We start from the raw sequence: 23,685 nt of genomic DNA on the forward strand, positions 1-23,685 counted from the left end.
AATAGTGAAGTTGGGTGGGGTGCTGTAGGAGCTGGCGAAGCCTGCGATCTTTTGATTTTGACCTTTCGCTCTAGACTCAATGGTCAATGGAAAGATCGCAGCCTCGTTTCACTCGACAGCTCCTACGGCAGCGCAGCGGGATAAATCCCCTCCCTCAGCGACGGCCGTTCCAGTAGCCCGACAGCTGATGCCAGGACTTGCCGGCGGTCAGCAGCAATGGACGAATGGCGTCTTTGCCGATGATGGTCGGGCGATGGATCGAGCTGACCAGGTCGTAGCGCGCCGAGCCTTCGCTCATGCCTTCGGCCAGCACTTTGCAGATGATGTGGCTCGGGGTGACGCCAAAGCCTGAGTAACCCTGGACGAAAAACGCGTTGCTGCGACCGGGCAGGGTGCCGATCTGCGGGAACAGGTTCGGGCTGCAGGCCATCGGGCCGCCCCAGGCCAGGTCGATCTTCACGTCCTTGAGGTACGGGAAGATCTTCAGCATCAGGCGCCGGTTCCAGGCCTTCAGATCTTGGGGGATGTGCTCCACCAACGGCGTCGCGGCACCGAACAGCAGGCGGTTTTCGTGGGTGACGCGGTAGTAGTCGATCACCGGGCGAATGTCGCTGTAGGCTCCGCGAATCGGGCTGATGCGCTGGATCAGTTCGTCCGACAACGGCTCGGTCATCATCTGGAAGGCGTAGGTGTTGATGGTCGAGCGGTGCAGTTCCGGTTCCAGCTTGTTGAGGAAACTGTCGCAGGCCCAGAGCAGCTTGCTGGCCCTGACCGAGCCACGCCCGGTACGCACGGTGATGCGCTCGCCATAGCTGACTTCCAGGGCCGGGCTGTTTTCGAAAATCCGCACGCCGTGGCTGACCAGGGCCTTGGCCTCACCCAGTAGCAGATTCAGCGAGTGCACGTGCCCGCCGCCCATGTGCAGCAAGGCGCTGCTGTAGGCCTTGGAGCCGATGATCTGCTGCACGTCGGAGCCGCCGAGAAAGCGGATCTCGTGTTTGCTGTTGACTGACTTGAAGTCTTTTTCCCAGGCCCGCAGGGTTTTCTCCTGGCGCGCGTTGAAGCCCATGTAGCCGTAGCCGTGGCAGAAGTCGGCATCGATGGCGTACTTGGCGATACGGTCCTTGATGATGTCGGCGCCCAGGTCGCTGATCTCGAAGATCTGGCGCAGGCCGTCTTCACCCACGTCCTTCTTGATCTTTTCCAGGTCATGACCGATGCCGGCCATGATCTGCCCGCCATTGCGCCCGGTGCCGCCGAACCCCAGGTAACGCGCCTCCAGCACCACGATGTTGGTGATGCCTTTTTCGGCGAGCTCCAGCGCGGTATTGATGCCGGAGAAACCGCCGCCAATGACCACAACATCGGCGTCCACGTCCTGTTCCAGCGTGGGGAAGCTGAGGTTGTATTTCTTGGTGGCCGTGTAATAGGTGGGCGTTTCGATATTGATCATGACGCAACCTGACAAAGTGAAAGGAAACTCCGTTGCAACGCCTACGCAAGGCATTGCAGGGGATGGCCCTATTAAGAGCCCGGATGGGGGTGCCTGTCTTGATCATCCGTGCCGGGGTATTTGACCGAGCGCGCCAGGGAGCCGAAACCTGCCCATGAAAAGTACAACCTTGGATCTGGAAGGTGCATTTTTCACCTGCCCGTGATTGCCCATACTGGACCGGCCTTAATCACTGATCCCGCTGTTTGTGCAACCTCAGGTTGCCGGGCAGAGGCGGGATCGGCAGATGCCAATAATAAAAGAGCCCGTCCATGAAAAAGCCAAACCCGCTGCTCGAAGACCTCAAGCCGATCCTGCCGGTCATTGCCGCCAATGCCTTCCAGGCGGAGAAAGACCGTAGCGTGCCTGCCGAGAATATAGCCTTGCTCAAAAGCATCGGCATGCACCGGGCCTTCCAACCAAAACCCTACGGTGGCATGGAGATTTCCCTGCCGCAGTTCGCCGATTGCATCGCGCTGCTGGCCGGTGCCTGTGCCAGCACGGCCTGGGCCATGAGCCTGTTGTGCACCCACAGCCATCAGTTGGCAATGTTCCCGGCCAAGGCCCAGCAGGAAGTCTGGGGCGATGATCCCGATGCCACCGCCAGCAGCAGCATCGCGCCGTTTGGTCGCACCGAGGACGTCGAGGGCGGTGTGATGTTCAGCGGTGAAATGGGCTGGAGCAGCGGCTGCGATCATGCCGAATGGGCGATCGTGGGGTTTCGCCGTAAAAACGCCGAAGGCGCCCAGGACTATTGCTTTGCAGTGCTGCCGCGCAGCGACTATGCGATTCGCGATGACTGGTTTGCGGTGGGCATGCGCGGCAGTGGCAGCAAGACGTTGATCATCGACAATGCTTTCGTGCCGGAACACCGGATCCAGAAAGCCAAGGACATGATGGAGGGCAAGTCCGGCGGATTCGGCCTCTACCCCGACAGCAAGATTTTCTACTCGCCATACCGACCTTACTTCGCCAGTGGTTTCTCCACGGTCAGCCTCGGCGTGGCCGAACGGATGCTGGAGGTCTTTCGCGAGAAAACCCGCAACCGTGTGCGGGCCTACACCGGTGCGGCAGTCGGTGCCGCTACCCCGGCGTTGATGCGCCTGGCCGAGTCGACCCATCAGGTGGCGGCGGCCCGTGCCTTCCTGGAGAAAACCTGGCAGGAGCACGCCGAATACGGCGAGCGCCATGAATACCCCAGCCGGGAAACCCTGGCGTTCTGGCGGACCAACCAGGGTTACGCCACCAAGATGTGCATCCAGGCCGTCGATCGCTTGATGGAGGCGGCTGGCGGCGGTGCCTGGTTCGAAAGCAATGAGTTGCAACGGCTGTTCCGCGACGCCCACCTGACCGGCGCCCATGCCTATACCGACTACGACGTCTGCGCGCAGATTCTCGGTCGTGAGCTGATGGGCCTTGAGCCTGATCCTTCCATGGTTTGACCGCCTGTTCGCTGAACCCCAGAACAATAATCGAGGCCGTCGCTCGAGGCGGCCGGGAGTCTTGCATGTCCAGTCTTTGTGCTACCGCTTTCGACACCCGCGCGTTCCGCCGGGCCCTGGGTAACTTCGCCACCGGCGTGACCGTGGTCACCGCTGCCACTGAAGATGGCCGCAAGGTCGGTGTGACGGCCAACAGTTTCAACTCGGTGTCCCTGGACCCGCCATTGATCCTGTGGAGCATCGACAAACGATCCAGCAGCCATGGCGTGTTCGAAGCCGCCAGCCACTTTGCGGTGAACGTGCTGGCCGCCGACCAGATCGACCTGTCGAACAACTTCGCACGACCCAAGGAGGACCGCTTCGCTGAAATCGAATTCGAGACCGGCGAAGGCGGCGCTCCGGTGCTTGTCGATTGTTCGGCGCGTTTTCACTGTGAAAAATTCCAGCAGGTCGATGGCGGCGATCACTGGATCATGATCGGCAAGGTCGTGGCGTTTGATGATTTCGGACGCTCGCCGTTGCTCTATCACCAGGGCGCCTACTCGATGGTGCTGCCTCACACGCGCATGACCAAACGGGAAGAGGGCCAATCCCCCAGCAGTCACTTCCAGGGACGCTTGAGCCACAATCTGTATTACCTGATGACCCAGGCACTGCGGGCCTATCAGGCCAGCTACCAGCCGCGTCAGTTGTCCACCGGCTTGCGCACCAGTGAGGCGCGGATGTTGATGGTGCTGGAGAACGACGCCGGGCTGAACCTGTGCGACCTGCAGCGGGAAGTGGCGATGCCGGCGCGCGAGATCGAAGAAGCCGTGGCCAACCTCAAGCGCAAGGGCCTGGTGAGCGATGAAGGCGAGCGGGTACGCCTGACTGCCAAGGGTATCGATGAGACCGAAGGGCTCTGGGCGATTGCCAAGGAGCAGCAGGACAAGGTGTTCGACCCGTTCAGCGAGGAACAGGTCGAGCATTTCAAGCAAGTGCTCAAGGGCGTGATCAAGGGCGCTTGAGCGACATTCAGTAAAGACTGGCATTCACCCCTTGTGGCGAGAGAGGTGTTGTGGGAGCAAAGCTTGCTCGCGACATAGGCGACTCGATTTCTGAAAGACTTTCATTGCCTGTATCGCGAGCAAGCTTTGCTCCCACAATGAGTCCCCTCGCCGCAGGTAACTCGGCATCGAAAATGATAAGATTTAGTTAACTCATTAACTAAATCCCTCTCGCGAACATACTCATGCCCAAGCTGCGCCAATCCTTGACCCTGACTCTGCTCCAGGCCCGTGAAGCGGCCATGGGGTTTTTCCGGCCTTCCCTCAATCAACATGGCTTGACCGAGCAGCAATGGCGGGTCATCCGTATTCTCAGCCAGCACGATGAGCTGGAGATCAATCGCCTGGCCGAATTGGCCTGCATCCTCAAACCCAGCATGACCGGCGTGTTGGTGCGCATGGAAGCGGCGGGCATGGTGGTGCGGCGCAAGGCTGAACAGGATCAGCGGCGAGTGCTGGTGCGCCTGGCGCCGCAAGGGCAGGCGAGTTTCGATTCGATGAGCCAGAGCATGGAAGAGAATTACCAGCGTCTGCAGGACAAGTTAGGGGAGGAAAAATTGCAGACGCTGCTGGGGTTGCTCAATGAGCTGAAGGCGATCAGGCGCTGAGACCCCGGGCTAGTTGTTTTCTGTGGGAGCAAGGCTTGCCCGCGATGAAGACGCTGCGGTCTTTCAGAGACCGAGGTGCCTGTTTCGCGAGCAAGCTTTGCTCCCACAGATCCCCTTGCCACAAGGTATTTGATACCGATCAGTACACCCCGCCAACCGCAGGCTTCGGTGTGTCCTTGAACGTCGCCGCCAGTGTCTGCAAGCCCCGCATCAACACCGTCGTATCCACGCCCACCGCGACAAACGCCGCGCCGAGTTCGATATAGCGCCGGGCCAGTTTTTCATCGGCGCTGAGAATCCCGGCTGCCTTGCCGGCCTGGCGGATGCGGGCGATGGCGTCTTCGATGGCCGCTTGCACCTCCGGGTGACCGGGGTTGCCGCGAAAACCCATGGACGCGCTCAGGTCAGCCGGGCCGATAAAGACCCCATCCACACCTTCCACTGCCGCAATTTCATCCAGGTTGGCCAGGCCTTCGCGGCTTTCGATCTGGACCAACAGGCACATCTGTTCATCGGCCTTGTCGAGGTAACCGGGGATGCTGTTCCAGCGTGATGCCCGGGCCAATGCGCTGCCGACGCCGCGTACGCCATGGGGCGGGTAGTGGATGGCGCGCACCAGTTCGCGCGCCTGGTCGGCGCTTTCCACCATCGGCACCAGCAGGGTCTGCACGCCAATATCGAGCACTTGCTTGATCAGCGCCGTGTCACCGATCACCGGGCGTATCACCGGCTGGCTGGGGTAGGGTGCCACGGCCTGAAGCTGGCCGAGCAAGGTGCGCAAGTCGTTGGGCGCGTGTTCACCGTCGATCAGCAGCCAGTCGAAGCCGGCGTTGGCCGCCAGTTCCGCACAGTAGGCATCGGCCAACCCCAGCCACAGGCCGATCTGCGCCTCGCCGCTGCGCAGGCGTTGCTTGAAGGTATTGATGGGCATGTCCATGAAACGGTCTCCGATCAGACGAAACGGCAGGCGATGGAACCGAGCAGGTCGTAGTCGACATGGAAGGTGTCGCCGGGGTTGGCGGCCACCGGGCGGGTGAAGGAGCCACCGAGGATGACCTGTCCCGGTTGCAGGGTGACGTCATAGGCCGCCAGTTTGTTCGCCAGCCAGGCCACGCCTTTGGCCGGGTGATTGAGCACCGCCGCCGAGACGCCGGACTCTTCGATCACGCCGTTGCGGTAGAGCACCGCCGGCACCTTGCGCAGGTCGATCTCGGTCGGGCGTACGGCGCGACCGCCCATGACCACGCCGGCATTGGCGGCGTTGTCGGAGATGGTGTCGAACACCTTGCGGGTCGCCTTGGTCTGCGGGTCGATCTGCTGGATGCGCGCATCGATGATTTCCAGCGCCGGGATCACCCATTCAGTGGCGTCGAGCACGTCGAACACCGTCACGTTCGGACCTTTCAACGGCTTGCCGAGGATGAACGCCAGCTCCACTTCCACCCGTGGCACGATGAAACGCTCGAACGGGATATCGGTGCCTTCATCGAAAAACATGTCGTCGAGCAGTGCGCCGTAGTCCGGCTCGGTGATGTTCGACGACACCTGCATGGCCCGGGAGGTTAGGCCGATCTTGTGGCCGACCAGCTTGCGCCCGTCCTTGATTTTTTGCGCGACCCAGGCGCGCTGGATGGCGTAGGCATCCTCGATGGTGATGTCCGGGTGATCGAGGGAAAACTGCCGCACCTGTTCGCGGGAGCGTTCGGCATGGTCGAGGCGGGCGGCGGCTTGCTGGATGAGGTTCTGGTCAAGCATGGCAAGGGTCTCTTATTGAGGGTTGACGATGGCGGCCCGGGTGCGCAGCACCAGCAAGCCGCCAAGGGCGATGAGCAGGGCCAGCACATACAGGGCGAGGCTGGCGCTCTGGGTGGTGTCGCGCATCCAGCCGATCAGGTAGGGCGCGAAGAATGAGGCGATGCTGCCGAAGGAACTGATCAGGGCAATGCCGGCGGCCTGGGTGGCGTTGGACAGGAAGGCTGGCGGCAGCTGCCAGAACATCGGCAACGCCGCACTGGCACCCATGCCGGCGACAATCAGGCCGCTGAGCACCAGGGTCGGATTACCAGGTGAGAGCCCGGTGACCGCAATACCCAGCGCGGCCATCCACAGCGGCACGCACAGGTGCCAGCGGCGTTCGCGATGGCGGTCGGAGGAACGCCCGCAGCCGATCATGAAGAAACAGCCGGCCAGGTACGGCACCGCGCTGAGCAGCCCGACCTTGCCGTCGCTGCCGATGCCGGCGCCATGGATCAGGGTCGGCATCCAGAAGGCCAGGGTGTTCACCGCCAGCATCACGGCGAAGTAAACCGCCACCAACAACCAGACCTGCGGATTGTTGAGGATCGCCGAAAACGAGGTGATGGATTTGCGCTGTTCTTCAAGGCTCAGTTGTTCGCGCAGCTGCTGCTTGGCGTGTGGTGTGAGCCACCTGACCGTCTCGAAATTGTCCGGCAGGCACTTGAGCACAACAAGGCCGAGCAGGATCACCGGTAGCCCTTCGATGACGAACATCCATTGCCAGCCGCGCAGGCCGCCAAGGTCATGGAAGTGCTCGAGAATGCCGCCGGACAAAGGCCCGCCAATCACCCCGGCCATCGGCACGGCGATGGCAAACAACGCGGTCACCTGGGCCCGACGCCGGGCCGGATACCAACGGTTGAGAAAGACCAGGATGCCAGGAAAGAAACCGGCCTCGGCCACGCCCAGCAGAAAGCGCAACACGTAGAAACCGGCGGCGCTGTCGATCAGGAACATGCCGGTGGACAAGGCGCCCCAGACCACCATCAGCGCGGCGATCCAGCGCCGCGGACCGACCCGGTCCAGGGCCATGTTGCTGGGCACCCCAAACAGCGCGTAGGCGATGAAGAACAGCCCTGCGCCGAAGCCGTAGACTGTATCGCTGAACTGCAGGTCGGCGCTCATCTGCATCTTCGCGAAGCCGATGTTGATGCGATCCAGGTGGGCAAAGAGGTAACAGACCAGCAGCAGCGGCATCAGCCGCCAGGTGATGGTGGCGTGGGTGCGGTCGTGCGCGATGGTGCCGGCCGTGTTGGCGGTATTGGCTGTGCTCATGATCTTGTACTTTTTGTCAGAGAGGCCGATGGGAAACGCGAGGCAGACGGATTCAGGTGGCCTGGCCCTTGAGGAAGGCGTGGACGTTGTTGGCCTTGAAATTGAGCTGTTCGTGCAGCTCGATCATCTCGAACGACAGGGCCAGCAGGCGTTGGGCCTGGAGCTCGGCGAAGTGCGCGGTGATCACCTCGAAGAGTTTTTCCGCGACTTTCTGGCGGGTGGCCAGGTCACGGCCGTGGCCGACTTTCAAGGTCATGTGCACGAAGGCGTAGTCGTGCTTGCCGTCAGCCATGCGCCAGGTGTCCAGGCGCACGCCGCGGCTGCGGATGCCGCCCAGGGGGAAGACGCCGCTGTCGCCCAGCAAGGCGTGGACCTTTTCAAACAGGCCGGGCAGGTCGGCTTGTTGTTCGATGTTGTCGGTGTATTCAGCGATGAAATGCGGCATGAACGGTTCCTTCAGGCCGTACGGGGGTACCGTACGGCTGCAGTGTCAAACAGGGAAGACGGCGTTGATCTGTCCGGTGCCGGAGCTGCCGAAAGGCTCGGTGATGATTTCGGCAGGCTTGTCGTAGTCCGGCCCGCCGAGCAACCCCAGCAGCATCGCCGTGTCATGCATCTTGCCTTCGCCAAAGCAGTGTTCGGCGTAGTCCGGGAGCATGGCGCAGAACTCTTTCCAGCGGCCTTGGCGCCACATCTCGACGACGTGCAGGTCGACCTGCTTGTCGAATTCCCGCGTCCAGTTGTGGATGTTGGCTTCGGCGTTGCGATCATCGGAGAAACGGTGCGACAGCGAGCCGGACGCGAGCACCAGCACCTTGCGATCGCTTTTTTCGATGGCCCGGCGCACGGCGGCGCCGAAGGTGAAGCTGTCTTGCAGGCGGTGCCAGGCGCACCAGGCGGCAATCGACACGACGTCGAATTTCTGTTCCTGAGGGACGTCCATGTGCATGTAGCGCATGGGCACCAGCGTGCCGTATTCCAGTTCAAGACTCGGGATGTTGTGGGCCAGGGTGCGCACGTCGGCGGCATTGGCCTCGGCGGCGATCAGCTCGCCCAGTTCCGGGGCGCCTGAGTATTCGTACTCCATGTTCTTGATGAAGTGCGGCAGCTCGTTGCTGGTGTAGATGCCCTTGAAGTGCGCGCCGCTGTTGACGTGATAGGCGCTGTTGACCAGCCAGTGCACGTCGAACACCACGGCGGTATCGGCCCCCAGTTCCCGGGCGCGACGACCGATTTCCTTGTGGCCGGCAATCGCGGCGGCGCGGCAACCGTGGTGCTTGCCGGGCAGCTCCGACAGGTACATCGAGGGAACGTGGCAGATTTTCGCAGCCAGGACGACTTCGCCCATGATGATTCTCCTGAAAAATTGTTCTTGTTGAATCTTGGTTGTGGGAGCAAAGCTTGCTCGCGAATGCAGACGACTCGATTTCTGAAAGACCGCAGTGCCTTCATCGCGGGCAAGCCTTGCTCCCACAGGTACAGGGATAAATCCCCTCGCCACGGGGTTCATCACTGACCTTGGGTCATACACCCCAGCGGGGTATGTGATGACTGCCCATGGAGATGCAAACGTTCTTGATCTCGGCAAACACTTCAAAGCTGTACTGTCCGCCTTCGCGGCCGGTTCCGGAACCCTTTACGCCGCCGAAAGGCTGGCGCAGGTCGCGCACGTTCTGGCTGTTGATGAACACCATGCCGGCCTCGATGCCATGGGCCAGGCGATGGGCCTTGCCGATGTCCTGGGTCCAGATGTACGAGGCCAGGCCGTATTCGGTGTCGTTGGCCAGTTGCAAGGCTTGGGCCTCGTCCTTGAACGGGATCAGGCACACCACCGGGCCGAAGATTTCTTCCTGGGCGATGCGCATGTTGTTGTTCACGTCGGCGAACACCGTTGGCTGGATGAACTGGCCGCGGCTCAAATGCGCCGGCAAATTGGCCGGACGCTCCAGGCCGCCGGCCAGCAGGGTGGCGCCTTCTTCGAGGCCGATCTTGATGTAGCCGGTGACCTTGTCGTAGTGGGCCTGGGTGATCATCGAGCCGACCTGGGTCTTCGGGTCCTGCGGATCACCGACGATCAGGCGCTTGGCGCGGGCGGCGAACTCGGCGACGAACTGCGGGTAGACGCTTTCCTGGATGAAGATCCGGCTGCCGGCGGTGCAGCGTTCGCCATTGAGGGAAAAAATCGTGAACAGCGCCGCATCCAGGGCCCGTTCGAGGTCGGCGTCTTCGAAAATCAGCACCGGCGACTTGCCGCCGAGTTCCATCGAATACTTCTTCAACCCGGCGGTCTGCATGATTTTCTTGCCGGTGGCGGTGCCGCCGGTGAAAGAGATCGCCCGCACATCCGGGTGGCGCACCAACGCATCGCCGGCGGTTGCGCCGTAACCCTGGATCACGTTCAACACGCCATTGGGCAGGCCTGCCTCCACCGCCAGGCGACCCAGCTCGTTGGCGGTCAGCGGCGACAGCTCGGACATCTTCAGCACGGCCGTGTTGCCCAGCGCCAGGCACGGCGCGGTCTTCCAGGTCGCGGTCATGAACGGTACGTTCCAGGGCGATACCAGCGCGCAGACACCCACCGGTTGGTACAGGGTGTAGTTGAGCATCTGATCATCGACCGGATAGGTGTGACCGTCCATCCGCGTGCAGACTTCGGCAAAAAAATCGAAGTTGTGGGAGGCACGCGGAATCAGCACGTTCTTGGTCTGGTGGATCGGCAAGCCCGTGTCGAGGGTTTCCAGTTCGGCCAGTTTCGGCACGTTCTGTTCGATCAGTTCACCGAGCTTGCGCATCAGCCGGGCGCGTTCCTTGGCAGGCGTATTGGCCCACTTTGGAAAGGCCTCCTTGGCCGCAGCCACGGCTTGGGCGACTTCCTCGGCGCCGCCGCTGGCGACTTCGCCGATGGCCTCGCCCGTGGCCGGGTTGTAGTTGACGAAGACGTCTTTGCTTTCGACCTCACGGCCGTTGATCCAGTGTTTGATCATGCTGCTCAAGCCTCTTTACGGGATGCGAAGAACTCGGCTTCGCTGACAATTCGATTGACCAGACGGCCGACGCCTTCCACTTCCACCACCACTTCATCACCGGGCACCACGTCCGCCAGGCCTTCCGGCGTGCCGGTGGCAATCATGTCGCCGGGCTGCAAGGTCATGAAGCTGGACAGGTACTCGATCAGGTACGGGATATCGAAAATCATGTCCTTGGTGCTGCCTTCCTGGCGCAGTTCGCCATTGATCCAGGTGCGCAGCGTCAGGTTGCTCGGGTCCGGCACATCGGCCACATCGACGATCCATGGGCCGACGGGGGTGGTGGCATCACGGTTCTTCACCCGCAGGTTGGGGCGGTAGTAGTTTTCCAGGTAATCGCGGATCGCGTAGTCGTTGCACACGGTGTAGCCAGCCAGGTATTCCAACGCATCCTCGCGCTTGACGTTGCGCGCCGCTTTGCCGATGACCGCCACCAGCTCGCACTCGTAGTGCATGTAGGCGACGTTGTCGGGACGCCAGGTCGCCTGGTTGTGGCCGGTGTAGGTACCGCGGGACTTGATGAATGCCAGGGGCTCGGTCGGCGGCTTGAACGCCAGTTCGGCGGCGTGATCGGCATAGTTCAGGCCCAGGGCGAACATGCTGCCGGTGGCCGGTGGCAGCCACTGGACCTGATCCTCGGCCAGCACGCGACCGTCGGCCAGGCGTACAGCGTTGTGAGCTTCAACGGTGACGGCTTGATCCTGGCCTTCAAAACGAATGCGCGCGTGTTTCATGAACCTGCTCCTGTTTCCTCGGCCACGATGGTATTGACCAGACGGCCCAGGCCGCTGATGTCCACTTCGACACGGTCACCGGGCAGTACGTCGACCCGGCCTTCAGGTGTGCCGGTGATCAGCACGTCGCCGGCATGCAGGGTCATGAATTCGCTGATCTCGGCAATCAGTTGGGGAATGTTGCGAACGAAGTGGGCCGTGCTGTTCTGCTGGCGAACCTCGCCGTTGACGTACAGCGTGATCGCCAGGCTGTGCGGGTCGGCCACCTGGGCGGTGGGCACCAGTTCCGGGCCGATGGCGCAGAAGCCGTCCCGGCACTTGGCCTTGACGGCGGGGCGGTAATAGCTGTCTTCCGGGAGGCTGAATTCATTGACGATGGTGTAGCCGGCCACGTAGTCCAGGGCTTCGGCGGTGCTGACGCGACTGGCTGACTTGCCCATGACCACGCCAAGCGCCGGCCCTGGTTGCAGTGTTTCGCCGCGACCGGGGTGAACCACCTCGGCACCGTGCCAGTTGCGGGTGTTGGGGGTCTTGATGAACAGCACGGGCTTGAGCGGCGGCTTCTGGTAGGGCGGTTGCTCGAACTCGGCGAGGCGCTGTTTCAGCAGCCCCTGGTAGTTCAGCGCGACCCCGAACAGGGTGCCGGTCGCGACGTCATGCAGGGCACGGCTCATGCTTGTCTCCTGGCGATGCAGAGGGGTGAGGGCTCTGCGGTTATTGTTAATGTGTTAACAGTTATAATTAAGATGTTAACTATCGTCAAGCGTGACAGAATGAGCGGGCACTGGTTGCCTTGCCGGATTCGGTGCAGGATGGGTGCGGCAGGTGCCTGGACCAGAATAAGAAAACGAGTACTGCGTGATGACTGACCGTCAGCCGATCCCCAACATCAACATTGGTCAGGTGTACGACCAGCGCTACAGCGACGCCGAAGTGCATTACGACCGACTCGCCAACCTGGCGGATTTTTTCGGCCGCAACATGCCGGTTCATCGCCACGACCGGTTCTTCCAGGTGCACTACGTCAAGAGCGGCACCGTGCGGGTGTATCTCGATGATCAGCAGTACGTCGAATCCGGCCCGATGTTCTTCCTCACACCGCCGACCATTCCCCATTCCTTCGTGACCGAGGCCGACAGTGACGGACATGTGCTGACGGTGCGCCAGCAACTGGTGTGGCAGTTGATCGACGCCGACCCGAGCCTGGCGCCGGCGGGCGTGCAAATGCCGGCGGCCTGCGTAGCGCTGGCGCAACTGGGGCCCGGGCAGGCGGGGGAGGTGCGGCGGTTGGAATACCTGTTCGAGGAATTGAGCGAGGAGGTGACGGCCGGGCGCCCGGGGCGCAGCGCAACACTGGACGCTTTGACGCGGCTGATCATGATCAGCCTGCTACGGTTGTGTTCCAACTCCCTGGAGGCCAGGCCGGCCCGGCATGAAGACCTGAAGATCTTTCACCGCTTCAACGAGTTGATCGAGGCCCACTACCTGCAGCATTGGCCGTTGTCGCGCTACGCCGAAGGCGTCGGCGTGACCGAGGCGCGCCTCAATGACGTGTGCCGACGCATCGCCGACCTGCCTTCCAAGCGCCTGATCATGGAGCGGCTGATGCAGGAGGCCAAGCGCCTGTTGTTGTTCACCGGCAGCTCGGCCAATGAAATCTGCTACCAGCTCGGGTTCAAGGACCCGGCCTATTTCAGCCGTTTTTTCCAGCGCTACGCCCAGCTCACGCCGGGGGAGTATCGCCAGCGGCAATCGGGCTTGCGCTGAATGGTGGGGAGAGGGATTTCTGTGGGAGCAAAGCTTGCTCCCACACAATTCCCTTCCACAGTGACATAGCGCGGCCATGCTTCTTGCAGCAGCCTGGCGGCCCAACTAAGCTGCCGACTCGCCCATCCACACAGTTCGAACATGGCCAACCCCAGACCTTCATTGACCCTGACGCTGTTGCAAGCCCGCGAAGCGGCGATGGCTTTTTTTCGCCCGGCGCTGAACCAGCATGACCTTACGGAACAGCAGTGGCGGGTGATCCGCATCCTCCATCAGCAAGGGGAGCTGGAAAGCCATCAGCTCGCTCACCAGGCCTGCATCCTCAAGCCGAGCATGACCGGTGTGCTCAGTCGCCTGGAACGTGATGGGCTGGTGCGTCGGCAGAAGTCCAGCCAGGATCAGCGGCGGGTCTTTGTCGGGCTGACCGAGCGCGGCCAGCAGTGCTTCGTGTCCATGAGCGAGGGCATGGAAAGCAACTATCGACGGATCGAAGAGCAGTTTGGCGAGGAAAAGATGCAGCAACTGCTCGCGTTGCTCAATGAGCTGAAGAACATCAAGCCTTGAGCCGACCTGTCAGGCACTCACAGCGAGGATGCGCTGTAGGAGCTGACGAGCGAAGCGAGGCTGCGATCTTTCCACTGCTCATTGAGTCGAAAGCTCAAGATCAAAAGATCGTCCGAACGCGGCCCGAGCCTTCGCCAGCTCCTACAGAGTTGAGCGAGAGTAAGCGCCATTGCCACAAAATCACTTCACACCGCGCTGCGTTCACGCAACTCCTGCAACCGATCAGCCCCACCTTCAGCCACACGATTCTCGAGCAACCGATCAGAACCGCCTTCAGCCAGCTGTTGCGCCTGGTCGTGAGTCGATGCACTGGCTGCGGTGGCCGAGGCGACATTGGCCAGGCCGACACCGCCAACCAGTGTCAGGGCGATAGCCAGGGACGATACTTTCGAGAAATTGAACATGGTGATTCTCCTTGCGCTTGATTGAGTGGGTCCGTGGCAGCGAATGTGTTGCTGTCCGGTGATCACAGTTAAACGCGCGGATGTATCGACGATGTGTGCCAGGAGGGGCGAAATTCAATGTTTCGTATCAGCCCGCATTTCAGATACAGACCGATACAAACTCAGTAAGCGAGGGCAAGCGGATGGCTTTAAGGCCCGGTCAAGGCTGGGCCAGGGCTTGTTTCAATTGGTCCACCAAGGTTGGCGGCATGTAGTGCGGCCCGTCGAACAGGTAGAGCGGATAGCCTGCATAGGCCGCCAGTTGTGGCTTGAGCTCGTCGACCGTGGCGGAGCGGAAGCCACCGCCGTATTTGGGGCGAAAGGCTTCGACGATGATCCGCACGCGATCCTGGCCAAGCCGATCACGCAGGGCGTCGGCGTAGTTGCGGGCAACCGGGGCGGTGCGGGCATAGACGCCAACGCCGTCCTGGAAAAACACGCCGATGTCGTTCGGCAACCATTGCTTGAGCCAGTCTGCGGTAGCGGCGGGGCCGATGTTGGCGCCGTCGTAGACGCTGATCCACAGCGGGCGTGGCAGCTTGGCCAGCAAGGCCGGCAGCTCCGTGGCGCCCGACCAGCTGGGGTCGACCTCAGCCGGAAAATACCAACCGGTGACATGCAAGGGCGTCGGCAACCCGGCAATGCGCTCTGACAGCGCCGCCAGTTGCTCGATATTTTCCCGTGAGCGGTTCTCGCTGAAATAGCCGGCCAGCCCGAGGATGACATCTTGGGCCCAGGGCGCCTGGGCGATGCGCGCCCAGTCCGGCAGCACGGGTACGCTGGGCAGGCCGGTGCCGGGCACGAAGGCCTGGTCGTCCACCACTGTCCATTGCACGAGCAGCTCGTGCACCCCCAGTTGTTCCCAATTGCCGCTGATGCCGACGGTCTGGTTGTCCGGCTGCCAGGCGATGCCGACGATGTTCGGTGTCGTGGTGGTCATTATGTAGTACGTCCCTGTACCTGCGCTGAGGAGCGCGGCCACAAACAGCGCCGCGATGGTCTTGCGATTGATGAACTTTGCGAAGCTATTCAAACAAGTCCCTTCTGGATGCAGTGTAGTCGCGGCTCGGCAAGGCGAGCCGTTTTTCGTACCGACGAACCGAATGTCCCACCAACGTCCTCAGTAGGAGTAGGTCAGGCGCGCGAACGCGCCTTTGGCGCGATCCTCGCCAAACACCCTGGCCCGGTATTGCAGGGACAGGTCCACATAGGAGCGTGGCGCGTTGTAGGCGTCTTCCCGGAACCAATAGCGTACGTTGTTTCCTATCCCGATCCCCCCGGCGTCGCCGGAAGAAAAGTCATTGCCGCCTTCGCTCTTCATCTTGGAATCGTAGTCGATCGCCGCGACGACATGGGGGAAGGCCACCCAGCGCGAGCCGGTCCCGCCGATGGCATAGCTGCGGCCCACTTGCCATTCGCTGTTGAAGTAGTCTCGCGAGTCGTTGATGTAGTGGCCGACCTCGGCGTACAGCTGCGAAGTCCACCAGCTCGGCACATCGACCCGCAGATCGGTGCCGATGCTCGAACCGTAGCCCAGTCGCACCAGCCAGTCGCCGTCGACATTGGAAGAGCCCAGCGGGAAGGTCCGTTCAAGGGCGGCCATGATGTTGACCGAACTGAAGGGCTTGACCCGCACGCCGAGGGCGCCTTGCAAGGCATCCGCGCCGGTGTCCGAATCGCTGTTCTTGCTCCACAGGGTGTCGGTGATGCGTCCGTAGAGTTCGACAAAGCGGCCATTGCGATAGCCCAGCGGACGCCACGACAGTTCGGTGCTGTTTTGCAGCAGGTCATTGCTTTCGCTGCCGCTGCTGCTGGTGCCCGGGGCGGCGCTCAGGCCACTGGAACTGTTGCCGCGATAGCTGGTGGTGCTGGTCAGGCCGATAGTGCGCGAAACATCGCCCACGGTGCGACGGGTATCGAACAGCTGTTGTGCAGACAGCGGAGTCTCAGCGGTTTTTTGCCCATCGATGACACGCTTGAAGTAGGCCACGGCTTCGTCGTCTTCATGGACTCGCATGGCGTTGTAGGCGGCGTCCTGGGCGGCTGCCGGTGCCAGTCGCGCGGTGGCGTCCGCCTTGCGGAACGCGGTATGGGCTGCTTCGTCGTCGCCGGCCCGAACCCAATCATAAGCTAACTGCAGATCACTCACCGGAGCCTGCTCGCCGCTGTTAGCCGGCGAGATGGAGCAGGTCAGACCGTAGGTGCTTTCCTGGCACAGCAGCACGGGTGGCGAGGACTGGGCCTGGGCGGAGCGGATGTCACGGGCTTCCCCTGCCGACAGGCCCGCAAGGCTCTGGGCGTAGTGAAGATCGTCCTGGGCCGCCTGCGTCTTGCCCTGGCGGTTACGGGCATAGCTGCGCAGGATCCACGGCGCGGCTTGGCGATCGTCCAGTGTCAGCGCGGCAGAAGCGGCCTGTTCGGCACCCACGTCAGCCTTCGCCGCCAGCAGCGCACTGATGAGCAACTGCTGGTTGGCGGTGATTTCCGGGGCCCAGGCCACGGCTTTGCGCGCCTGATCCACGGCCAGGGCTACGTTGCCTTGCTCCAGCGCGCGATAGCCCTGGATTGCCAGCGGTACGGCGAGTTGACGGCGAATGGCTGTGCGGCGCATCAGCAACGTGTTGTCGTTGGCAAAGACGCGAAGGGCATCGGTGGTGGCCTGGTCGGCTTCTTCCAAGTGTTGCTGGCGCTGCAAGGAATCGATCAGCAACAGGCGATATTCACGGCGTCGGGGTGCCTGGGTCACGGCCTTGCGGGCCGATTGCGCAGCCAGGCCGAATTGTTCGCGGCCATAGGCCTTGAACCCTTGGGACGCGGCGACGAAACCCGGTGCTGCGCCAGCGGGACGAGACGCGACCAGGGACCGGGGGTGGTCGCGCAGTTTCTTGTCCCGTTCGGCCAATTCAATCAAGGTGTTCAGGCGTGTCACATCGGCCCGCAGGCGCAGGGCTTCGCGCGCCTTGGCGATGGCCTGGTCGTAATCCTTGCGTTCGTAGGCGCTGTAGGCCTCGTTGGCAGCGGTATAGGCCGGACCGGACAGTGGCAGCGGCAACGTTTCGGCAAGTGCAAACGCGGGTATCAGGCTCAGCCCCGTGGCCAAAAGGGTCAGGAAGCGGCGGTTCATGCCGGGAGCTCCGTTGGGTAGAGGTTGTGCTGACGGGCCACAGCCTGTTCGATCGTCGCGCGTGGCAGCACACCGCTGTCGACCAGGTAATCGCCGATGCGGCCGTGGTGTTGCGGCCGGTACTGGAGCATGACGCGACTGAACTCGTCGCGATCGAGCTGGCCCATTTCGATCAGCAGGTCGCCCAGCAGCGGCGCCCGGGCATTGGGCACGGCATGACCATTGCGCGCAGGCAGCTTGCGCAACAGCGCGAGAATTTCGCTTTCCCGGGCGATCAATTGCACCGGCTCGCTGCCCAGCTCGGCGCTGACCTGTCGCAGGCCTTCGTCGGGCAAGGGGTTGGCGACGGCGATCTGTTCGCAGCCTTCGCTATTGCGTCCCAGGGGCACGACCCGCCAGCGCAAGGCAAATTCGGGGCTCAACGAGGACGTCGAGGCAGCGGCTTTCTCGGCGACATCAAAGACCCGGGGCAGGTCATTTTGGAACGCGATGGCTTCGGCCAGGGTTTCATCGTCCAGCCAGCCGTTATTGAGCAGAATTCGCCCCAAAGGCACGTTGCGCGACTTTTGTTCGTCGAGCGCGCTTTGCAGGGCCGTGTCGGTGATGGCCTGCCAGGACAGCAACACGCTGCCCAGGCGGCGTGGCGCGATGGCGACCAGGTCGGTGGAAGGGAAATCGTGCATGGTCTTGTCCCAGACCAGCTTGCGATTCATGACCTTGCCCACCAGGAACATGCGCCAGGCCCGGGAGGCGGCCATGAAGTTGACGAAGTTGCCCACCAGCATGCGGGGCATGGACAGCAAGCCATGCTGCCAACCGTACAGCACGGTGGTGAAGTAATAGCGGTGCAGGATGCGCCAGGCCAAGGCGACGCCGTTGGCCAACAGCAGGTATTTGACCAGGCCATTGGTTTCAAACGGCGTGGGGAAGGTGACATCCCACAAGCCGCTGTGGCGCAGAATGATCAAGCCCAGCAGTTGCACCAGAATGACGTAGGCGATGATGCTCACGAATGCCGTCACCACGCCCTTGCGGTCGCGAAACAGCAAGTATCGGTTGGCCAGCGAGCCGTTCCAGCCCATCTGCTCCCAGCCTTGCAAACCGATGCCCAGGGTCCAGCGGGCCTTCTGCCGGAAGGCGGTGCGGAACGTGTCCGGGAAAAACTCGCGCACGCACAGTGGCATGGTCAGGGTCGATTCGTAGGGTTTGCGGAACCAGGATTTGCGCAGCACCCGGAACTGCACCGGAAAACGTACGAAGATCGCATTCATGCCAACCTTGGCCAATCGCGCGCCAACGTCGTAGTCCTCGGTGAGGCTGTCGGTGTTGAACGGCTGGTTTTCGGTTTCACCGGCCAGCACCCGCAGGGCGCGATGGGAAAAGCAGGTGCCGACGCCGGCCGAGGGCACGGTGTCGGTCATGCTTTCGCGCACCACCAGGTCCTTGCCGTGCCATTCGGCGAACTCGTCCATGTAGACGCCTGCCACCCATTCGTACCAGTTGCGCTCCAGCGACACCACCGGCAACTGGATCATGTCCTTGCGCGGCAACAGGTAGTTGAACAGACGCAGTTCCAGCGGATGCAGCACGTCCTCGCTGTCGTGCAAGACGACGCCAGCGAAGGTCATGCCATGGGTTTTTTCATGCAGGAAAATCGCCTGGATCACCCAGTTCAGGCAGTCGGCCTTGCAGGTCGGCCCGGCATGGGGCACTTCCACGCGGTGCAGTTGCTTGTAACGCCGGCGCATCCGTTCGACTTCGTCGATGGTGCGCTGGTCGTTGATGTACGTACCGACGAAGACCACGTAGTTCTGGTAATCGAGTGTCGACACCATGTTCTCGATCATCGGTGCGATGACGTCGTATTCCAGCCAGGCCGGCACCATGATCGCCAGGGGCTGTTCGTCCCGGGCCAACAATTGCTCGACGGTCAGCGGCCGGTAGCGGCGGTCCACGGTGAACTTGCGGTACAGGCGACGAGACCAGTACCACAGGTCAATGATCAGATCGTCCAGGCTGGAGATCAGGATCAGCACCGCGACCACGATGGTCGCGATCTCCAGGTAGTTGTAGTAATGGGCCAGCCAATAGGGCCAATAAAGCGACGTCATCGAAGGGTACCGTTACTGGCGATTGCGGCGGGCGCTACGGCCTGCCAGCAACAAAAGGAGGAACAGGACAATGGCGCCCGGAATCAGCCAGAGCAGCGAAGGTTTACGCCAGGCGTCCAGGCCCTTGGGTTCTTCGCGGTCGATCAGCAGGCTACCGCTTGGGTCTTGGGTATCGAAGATCGCCACGGCGCCGTTGTTGCCCAGAATCGCCACGTCGCCACGGGTCAGCACAATCGGCTTGGCCAGGCTTGGCGGCTGGTTGCCCAGGGCCCGGTAGACCAGGCCATGTTGGCCTGCGCTCTGCACCACTTGCAGCGAAGCCAATTGGTTGAGGGGCTGCACGTCCAGCAGTACCTGGTCCTTGTGGTTGATGCGCAGGCGACCTTGGTCATCGACCTGGACCGATTCCTGGCTGTCCTTGAGCGGCAACTCGAAGGCCAGGAAGGCTTTGTCCGGGCTGACGACGGCGTTCGCATCAGCGCTGACCTTGAGTTGCGCGCGCAGCGGCGATACACCGGCGGTGTCGGCCACCGAAATGACCCGCGCCAGGCTGCTGGCCGGTTGGTCGAGGTAGGCCTGGGGCACCAGGATCTGGGTGTCCGCGGCGAAGCGTGCGGCCATGCCGGAGAAGTCGTCGTCCAGCGAGGTTTTTTCCAGGACGATATGGCTGGTCGGCAGGACCGACACCGGGAAGGCTTGCGGCGTTTCCAGGCAGCGGTCGCTGACCGGCTGGCGCTGGAACGATACGCGCAAGGTGTTTTTCGAGCCCAGGGCGTAGCGCGGGATGTGGGCCTGGATGCGCTGCGGCTCACCGTTGGCGGTCAGTTGCTGCGCGCCGATCAGGAAATCATTGAAAAACAGCGAGGCCACCGGTGCTGTAGGGGAAGCCCCCGGGGCTGCGGAAACGTCGACCACGGCCATGACGGGCAGGCGACCGTCGTACGCCACGCTGCCCAGGGGGAACGAGGTGCTCCAGTCGAATCGCGAGGCCACGTCGAAGTTGCCGGGGGCGCCGCCCAGTCGCGACAGGGTCAAACGACCATCCTCGCTCAACGGGGTTTGCGCTTCGCTCACGGTCAATTGGCGACTTTTCGCCAGTTTGCTCCAGGCCGTACCGAGCAGTGACAAGGCTTTGCCGGTGGATTGTGGGGCGATCATCAGGACCGGGCGAGTGCCCAGCAGCGCCAGGCGTACGCTGTCGGTGTCGGCGCTCGCCAGTGCGGCGTTGATGTGCTGTTTGCGCCATAGGCTCAGTGCGCTGGCTGCTGTCGTGTCGAGGCCTTGGACCTGGCTTTGCAAGGCGTCCAGGGATTGGTTGATGGCCTTGAGCAGTTCCGGGTCGTTGATCGCCAGGTCAGCCTGTACGTTCGGGGTCTGGCCCAACACCAGCAGTGCGCCGATCTCGGCCGGGTTGGCCAAGGTGTGCAGGCCTTTGCCGTTGAGGCTGGCGAAGGCCGGAATGCTCAATAACTCGGCAGGGATGCGCAGGCCGCTCAAGTCCACGCTGTCCTGCACGACAGGGAAGGGCAGGATGCGGCTGTGTTTGCCGATGCGCTCCAGCGCCACGCCCAGGCGCCAGGCGGAATCGTAGCTGGCGGCGGACAACGAGCCGGGGGCGACGAGAATGCCCGGCTCGCCGGGCAGGGCCGCCCAGGCCGCACCGACGTCGCGCAACTGGCTGGCGTCGTAGCTGTAGTTCAGGCGCGTCTCGGGTTGGATGCGCAGCACATTGCCGATGACCCGATCGTCTTCACACAATGGCCGAGACACCACCGAGGACCAGGCGAGGCCCAGGCGTACCAGGCCGTTGTCACGCGCGGCCTTGTCGACGCCGAGTGTGGCGCTGGCATCGCCTTGTGCCTCGCTGAGCCCTTCGGCGCGCACCGGGTAGCCATCGAGGGACAGCAGCAGGGTGTTGCGACCGCCTTCGCCATTGAGGTAATTGGCGTCCAGTTGCAGCGTCGCGTTCTCGAGGGTAACGCCGGCGGGTACCGGCAAGTAGAGCTCGCGGCGGGCGTCGCTGGCGCTCAAGAGGATCGGCGCCGTGATGCCCAGGTCGCTCAAGCGCACCTCACGCGTCTGGCGGGTATCGGCGTTGAGTCGATGAATGGCCTGGGTCAGCGGGCTGTCCGCGGCCAGGGCAAAGGTCGGCATGAGCGCGAGCAGGCTCAAGCCGCAGGCAAGGGCGCTGAGCGCACCTGTAGGGAGGGCAACGGAAGGCTTCATTCAGGCAAGTCTCGATCTGATAAGGGGAATGACAGTGGTCAGTTGAAATCGGCGAGCAACTCGCGCGGCTCGGACAGGGACGGAGCGACCGGTTGCTGCCGTGCAGGCAGCGGGGCTACGACGAAGTCGTCGACGGGACGCCCCATCAGGGTATCGACGATGCGTTGGCTGGCCTTGCCGTCGCCATAGGGGTTGGCCGCCTGCGAGGCGCGGCGCCATAACGTGTCATCGTCGAACAGCGCATCCACGCCAGCGATGATCGATGCTGGCAAGGTGCCAACCAGGCGCACCGTGCCCGCCGCCACCGCTTCAGGGCGTTCAGTGACATCGCGCATCACCAGTACCGGTTTGCCCAGGGACGGCGCTTCTTCCTGCACACCACCGGAGTCGGTGAGGATGACATGGGCGTGTTGCATCAGGCGCACGAACGCCAGGTAGTCCAGCGGCTTGATCAAATGCACATTGAGCAACTCGCCCAATTGTTCGGTCACCGGGCCCAGGACGTTGGGATTGAGATGCACCGGGTAGACGATCTGGATATCCGGCCGCTGGGCCAGGTGACGCAAGGCCTTGCAGATGTCCAGGAAGCCTTCGCCGAAGTTCTCCCGGCGGTGGCCGGTCACCAGCAGCAGCTTGCGTCCGGTTTGCAGGAACGGGAACTGTTGGTCCAGTTCGCCACGCAACCGGGCATCGTCATTGATGCGCCGGGCCGTGAGTTGCAGTGCGTCGATCACGGTGTTGCCGGTCACCAGGCAACGGCCTTGCAAGCGTTCGCCCAGCAACTTGTCGCGCGATTGTCCGGTGGGGGCAAACAGCAGGTCGGCGCTGAGGTCGATGCACCGGCGGTTCATTTCTTCCGGCCAAGGGCTGTAGATGTCACCGGTGCGCAGGCCGGCTTCCACATGGCCGACGGGGATGCGTCGATGGAAGGCGGCCATCGACGCGACCATGGCCGAAGTGGTATCGCCATGGACCAGCACCCGATCCGGCCGGGTCTGTTCCAGCACCGGGTCGATGGCTGCGTACAACGCGGCAGTCAGGGAGTTGAGTGTCTGGTGCGGCGTCATCACGTCGAGGGTGAAATCGGCCTTGAGATCGAACAGATCCAGGACTTGCTTGAGCATGCTCTGATGCTGGCCGGTGACGCAGATCAGCGACTCAATGCCCGGTTCGGCGGCGAGGGCCTTGACCAGGGGCGCCATCTTGATGGCTTCCGGACGGGTACCGAAGATCGAGAGAATCTTGATTCGTGGATGGTTAGTTGCCATGACGCCCTTCCTTGCGCAGTGTGCTGCGCCGCACAACAGCTCACCCGGACGCGATGAGGCGTTCGAGTAAATAAGCAATTTAAGTTTTAAGTAGTAGCCCGTTGTCAGACAGCGGTTTGACGTACACAGGAAGTGACGCGGTAGCATCTTCAAAATCGGGGCGGCAGATTAATAGCATTAAAGATCATGAGTGCAAAGGTTTAATGTGCGAAGTTCCTTTAATAATTTTCTAGAGGAGTGTTTTGAAGTGGGGGTTGAGTGTTTTCTTGTTGTCGTTGTATGGAATATTACCTATTGATTTTAAAGGATTTTCTATGTTGTTAGATGGTGGATATATGCGCGCTAGGTGTTAGGGTGAGCGGCGCTGTGGTTTTTTTGGCGCCGAATAGTTGCTTGCTGATCATGCGATGTGTCATCGAAATGGCGCCTGTAAATCGTCGGGAGGCTACTCGATTAGAGGGTTGGTTAGTTGTGTGCGAAGTTTGCGTTTTAATGAAAGTTCAATTTAATTCGAGTTTTTATATTAATAAATTGGAGGGGTGTTTCTGTCGCCAGGGCCCACTCGGCAGAGTCGTTACTTATGAATAAGACAGGTTGCCTGGAGTCGCCCCATTCGAATCCAAATGGCAGCAACTCGTTCGCCCGGTCCGACCGATAATCGCACGCTTTGTGTTGCACACCTGCCTGGCTTATTGACCAAACTAACCGGGTGGTACATTTTATCGGCAATCAGTCTTGTCCAACGTGACCAAGACCATAATA

General features: G+C 61.9%; 20 protein-coding genes. 5 read left to right on the plus strand and 15 right to left on the minus strand.

The genetic code is table 11. The features are described 5' to 3' along the window. Positions 1-154: 154 nt before the first annotated feature. Complete coding sequence (locus B0E42_RS17705; protein ID WP_053188121.1) at positions 155-1,453, minus strand: FAD-binding oxidoreductase; 1,299 nt, start codon at positions 1,451-1,453, stop codon at positions 155-157. A 311-nt stretch (positions 1,454-1,764) separates the two neighbouring features. Between B0E42_RS17705 and B0E42_RS17710 the strand changes: the two genes are divergently transcribed. The 3 genes from B0E42_RS17710 to hpaR (B0E42_RS17720) all read left to right on the plus strand — a co-directional run bounded on the left by B0E42_RS17710 (position 1,765) and on the right by hpaR (B0E42_RS17720) (position 4,588). Further along, positions 1,765-2,934, plus strand: coding sequence for a p-hydroxyphenylacetate 3-hydroxylase oxygenase component (locus B0E42_RS17710; RefSeq protein ID WP_077506941.1), 1,170 nt, complete (start codon positions 1,765-1,767; stop codon positions 2,932-2,934). Between the two features lie 65 nt (positions 2,935-2,999). Then, complete coding sequence (locus B0E42_RS17715; RefSeq protein WP_077506942.1) at positions 3,000-3,941, plus strand: p-hydroxyphenylacetate 3-hydroxylase reductase component; 942 nt, start codon at positions 3,000-3,002, stop codon at positions 3,939-3,941. A gap of 224 nt (positions 3,942-4,165) precedes the next feature. Then, positions 4,166-4,588: a homoprotocatechuate degradation operon regulator HpaR gene (gene hpaR, locus B0E42_RS17720; protein WP_018613322.1), complete on the plus strand. Its 423-nt coding sequence runs from the start codon at positions 4,166-4,168 to the stop codon at positions 4,586-4,588. Positions 4,589-4,727: 139 nt separating this feature from the next. Here hpaR (B0E42_RS17720) and hpaI read toward each other — a convergent pair whose 3' ends face one another. The 8 genes from hpaI to B0E42_RS17765 all read right to left on the minus strand — a co-directional run bounded on the left by hpaI (position 4,728) and on the right by B0E42_RS17765 (position 12,094). Further along, complete coding sequence (gene hpaI, locus B0E42_RS17730; RefSeq protein ID WP_053179571.1) at positions 4,728-5,525, minus strand: 4-hydroxy-2-oxoheptanedioate aldolase; 798 nt, start codon at positions 5,523-5,525, stop codon at positions 4,728-4,730. Between the two features lie 14 nt (positions 5,526-5,539). Next, positions 5,540-6,343 carry a 2-oxo-hept-4-ene-1,7-dioate hydratase gene (hpaH, locus tag B0E42_RS17735; RefSeq protein WP_024617859.1) on the minus strand — a complete coding sequence of 268 codons (804 nt, stop codon included), beginning with the start codon at positions 6,341-6,343 and terminating at the stop codon, positions 5,540-5,542. Positions 6,344-6,355: 12 nt separating this feature from the next. After that, complete coding sequence (locus B0E42_RS17740; protein WP_053188130.1) at positions 6,356-7,660, minus strand: MFS transporter; 1,305 nt, start codon at positions 7,658-7,660, stop codon at positions 6,356-6,358. A gap of 52 nt (positions 7,661-7,712) precedes the next feature. After that, positions 7,713-8,105 carry a 5-carboxymethyl-2-hydroxymuconate Delta-isomerase gene (locus B0E42_RS17745; RefSeq protein ID WP_077506944.1) on the minus strand — a complete coding sequence of 131 codons (393 nt, stop codon included), beginning with the start codon at positions 8,103-8,105 and terminating at the stop codon, positions 7,713-7,715. 45 nt (positions 8,106-8,150) lie between these two features. Further along, positions 8,151-9,008, minus strand: a complete 858-nt coding sequence (gene hpaD, locus B0E42_RS17750; RefSeq protein ID WP_018613311.1) for a 3,4-dihydroxyphenylacetate 2,3-dioxygenase — start codon at positions 9,006-9,008, stop codon at positions 8,151-8,153. Between the two features lie 175 nt (positions 9,009-9,183). Further along, entirely contained in the window at positions 9,184-10,644 is a 1,461-nt protein-coding gene (gene hpaE, locus B0E42_RS17755) for a 5-carboxymethyl-2-hydroxymuconate semialdehyde dehydrogenase (protein ID WP_014338032.1), read from the minus strand. A gap of 5 nt (positions 10,645-10,649) precedes the next feature. Beyond that, positions 10,650-11,420, minus strand: a complete 771-nt coding sequence (locus B0E42_RS17760) for a fumarylacetoacetate hydrolase family protein (RefSeq protein ID WP_024617857.1) — start codon at positions 11,418-11,420, stop codon at positions 10,650-10,652. Then, positions 11,417-12,094 carry a fumarylacetoacetate hydrolase family protein gene (locus B0E42_RS17765; RefSeq protein ID WP_077506945.1) on the minus strand — a complete coding sequence of 226 codons (678 nt, stop codon included), beginning with the start codon at positions 12,092-12,094 and terminating at the stop codon, positions 11,417-11,419. Before B0E42_RS17765 ends, B0E42_RS17760 begins: the two co-directional genes overlap by 4 nt. Positions 12,095-12,281: 187 nt before the next feature. Between B0E42_RS17765 and hpaA the strand changes: the two genes are divergently transcribed. Together hpaA and hpaR (B0E42_RS17775) are read left to right on the plus strand one after the other, a co-directional pair. Further along, a complete protein-coding gene (hpaA, locus tag B0E42_RS17770; protein WP_077506946.1) occupies positions 12,282-13,187 on the plus strand; it encodes a 4-hydroxyphenylacetate catabolism regulatory protein HpaA in 906 nt (301 codons plus the stop codon). Positions 13,188-13,328: 141 nt separating this feature from the next. After that, positions 13,329-13,751: a homoprotocatechuate degradation operon regulator HpaR gene (gene hpaR, locus B0E42_RS17775; RefSeq protein ID WP_003201625.1), complete on the plus strand. Its 423-nt coding sequence runs from the start codon at positions 13,329-13,331 to the stop codon at positions 13,749-13,751. Between the two features lie 185 nt (positions 13,752-13,936). On the opposite strand, the gene B0E42_RS17780 is transcribed toward hpaR (B0E42_RS17775), so the two are convergent. From B0E42_RS17780 to wecB, 6 genes are all read right to left on the minus strand, one after another. Continuing rightward, complete coding sequence (locus tag B0E42_RS17780) at positions 13,937-14,155, minus strand: phage infection protein (RefSeq protein ID WP_077506947.1); 219 nt, start codon at positions 14,153-14,155, stop codon at positions 13,937-13,939. A gap of 199 nt (positions 14,156-14,354) precedes the next feature. After that, positions 14,355-15,134: a hypothetical protein gene (locus tag B0E42_RS17785; protein ID WP_077506954.1), complete on the minus strand. Its 780-nt coding sequence runs from the start codon at positions 15,132-15,134 to the stop codon at positions 14,355-14,357. 180 nt (positions 15,135-15,314) lie between these two features. Beyond that, positions 15,315-17,318, minus strand: a complete 2,004-nt coding sequence (locus B0E42_RS17790) for a bacteriophage N4 adsorption protein A (protein WP_077506948.1) — start codon at positions 17,316-17,318, stop codon at positions 15,315-15,317. Beyond that, the gene (locus B0E42_RS17795; RefSeq protein ID WP_018613295.1) at positions 17,315-19,429 is read right to left on the minus strand and encodes a glycosyl transferase family protein; all 2,115 of its coding nucleotides are present in this window, start codon (positions 19,427-19,429) and stop codon (positions 17,315-17,317) included. The genes B0E42_RS17790 and B0E42_RS17795 overlap by 4 nt, the downstream gene beginning before the upstream one ends. A gap of 12 nt (positions 19,430-19,441) precedes the next feature. Beyond that, on the minus strand, positions 19,442-21,655 hold the full coding sequence (locus B0E42_RS17800; RefSeq protein WP_077506949.1) for a hypothetical protein: 2,214 nt from the start codon (positions 21,653-21,655) through the stop codon (positions 19,442-19,444). Positions 21,656-21,693: 38 nt separating this feature from the next. Beyond that, on the minus strand, positions 21,694-22,923 hold the full coding sequence (gene wecB / locus B0E42_RS17805; protein ID WP_018613291.1) for a non-hydrolyzing UDP-N-acetylglucosamine 2-epimerase: 1,230 nt from the start codon (positions 22,921-22,923) through the stop codon (positions 21,694-21,696). Positions 22,924-23,685 lie beyond the last annotated feature (762 nt).

Source organism: Pseudomonas sp. A25(2017) (genome assembly GCF_002001065.1).
Lineage (GTDB): Bacteria > Pseudomonadota > Gammaproteobacteria > Pseudomonadales > Pseudomonadaceae > Aquipseudomonas > Aquipseudomonas kilonensis.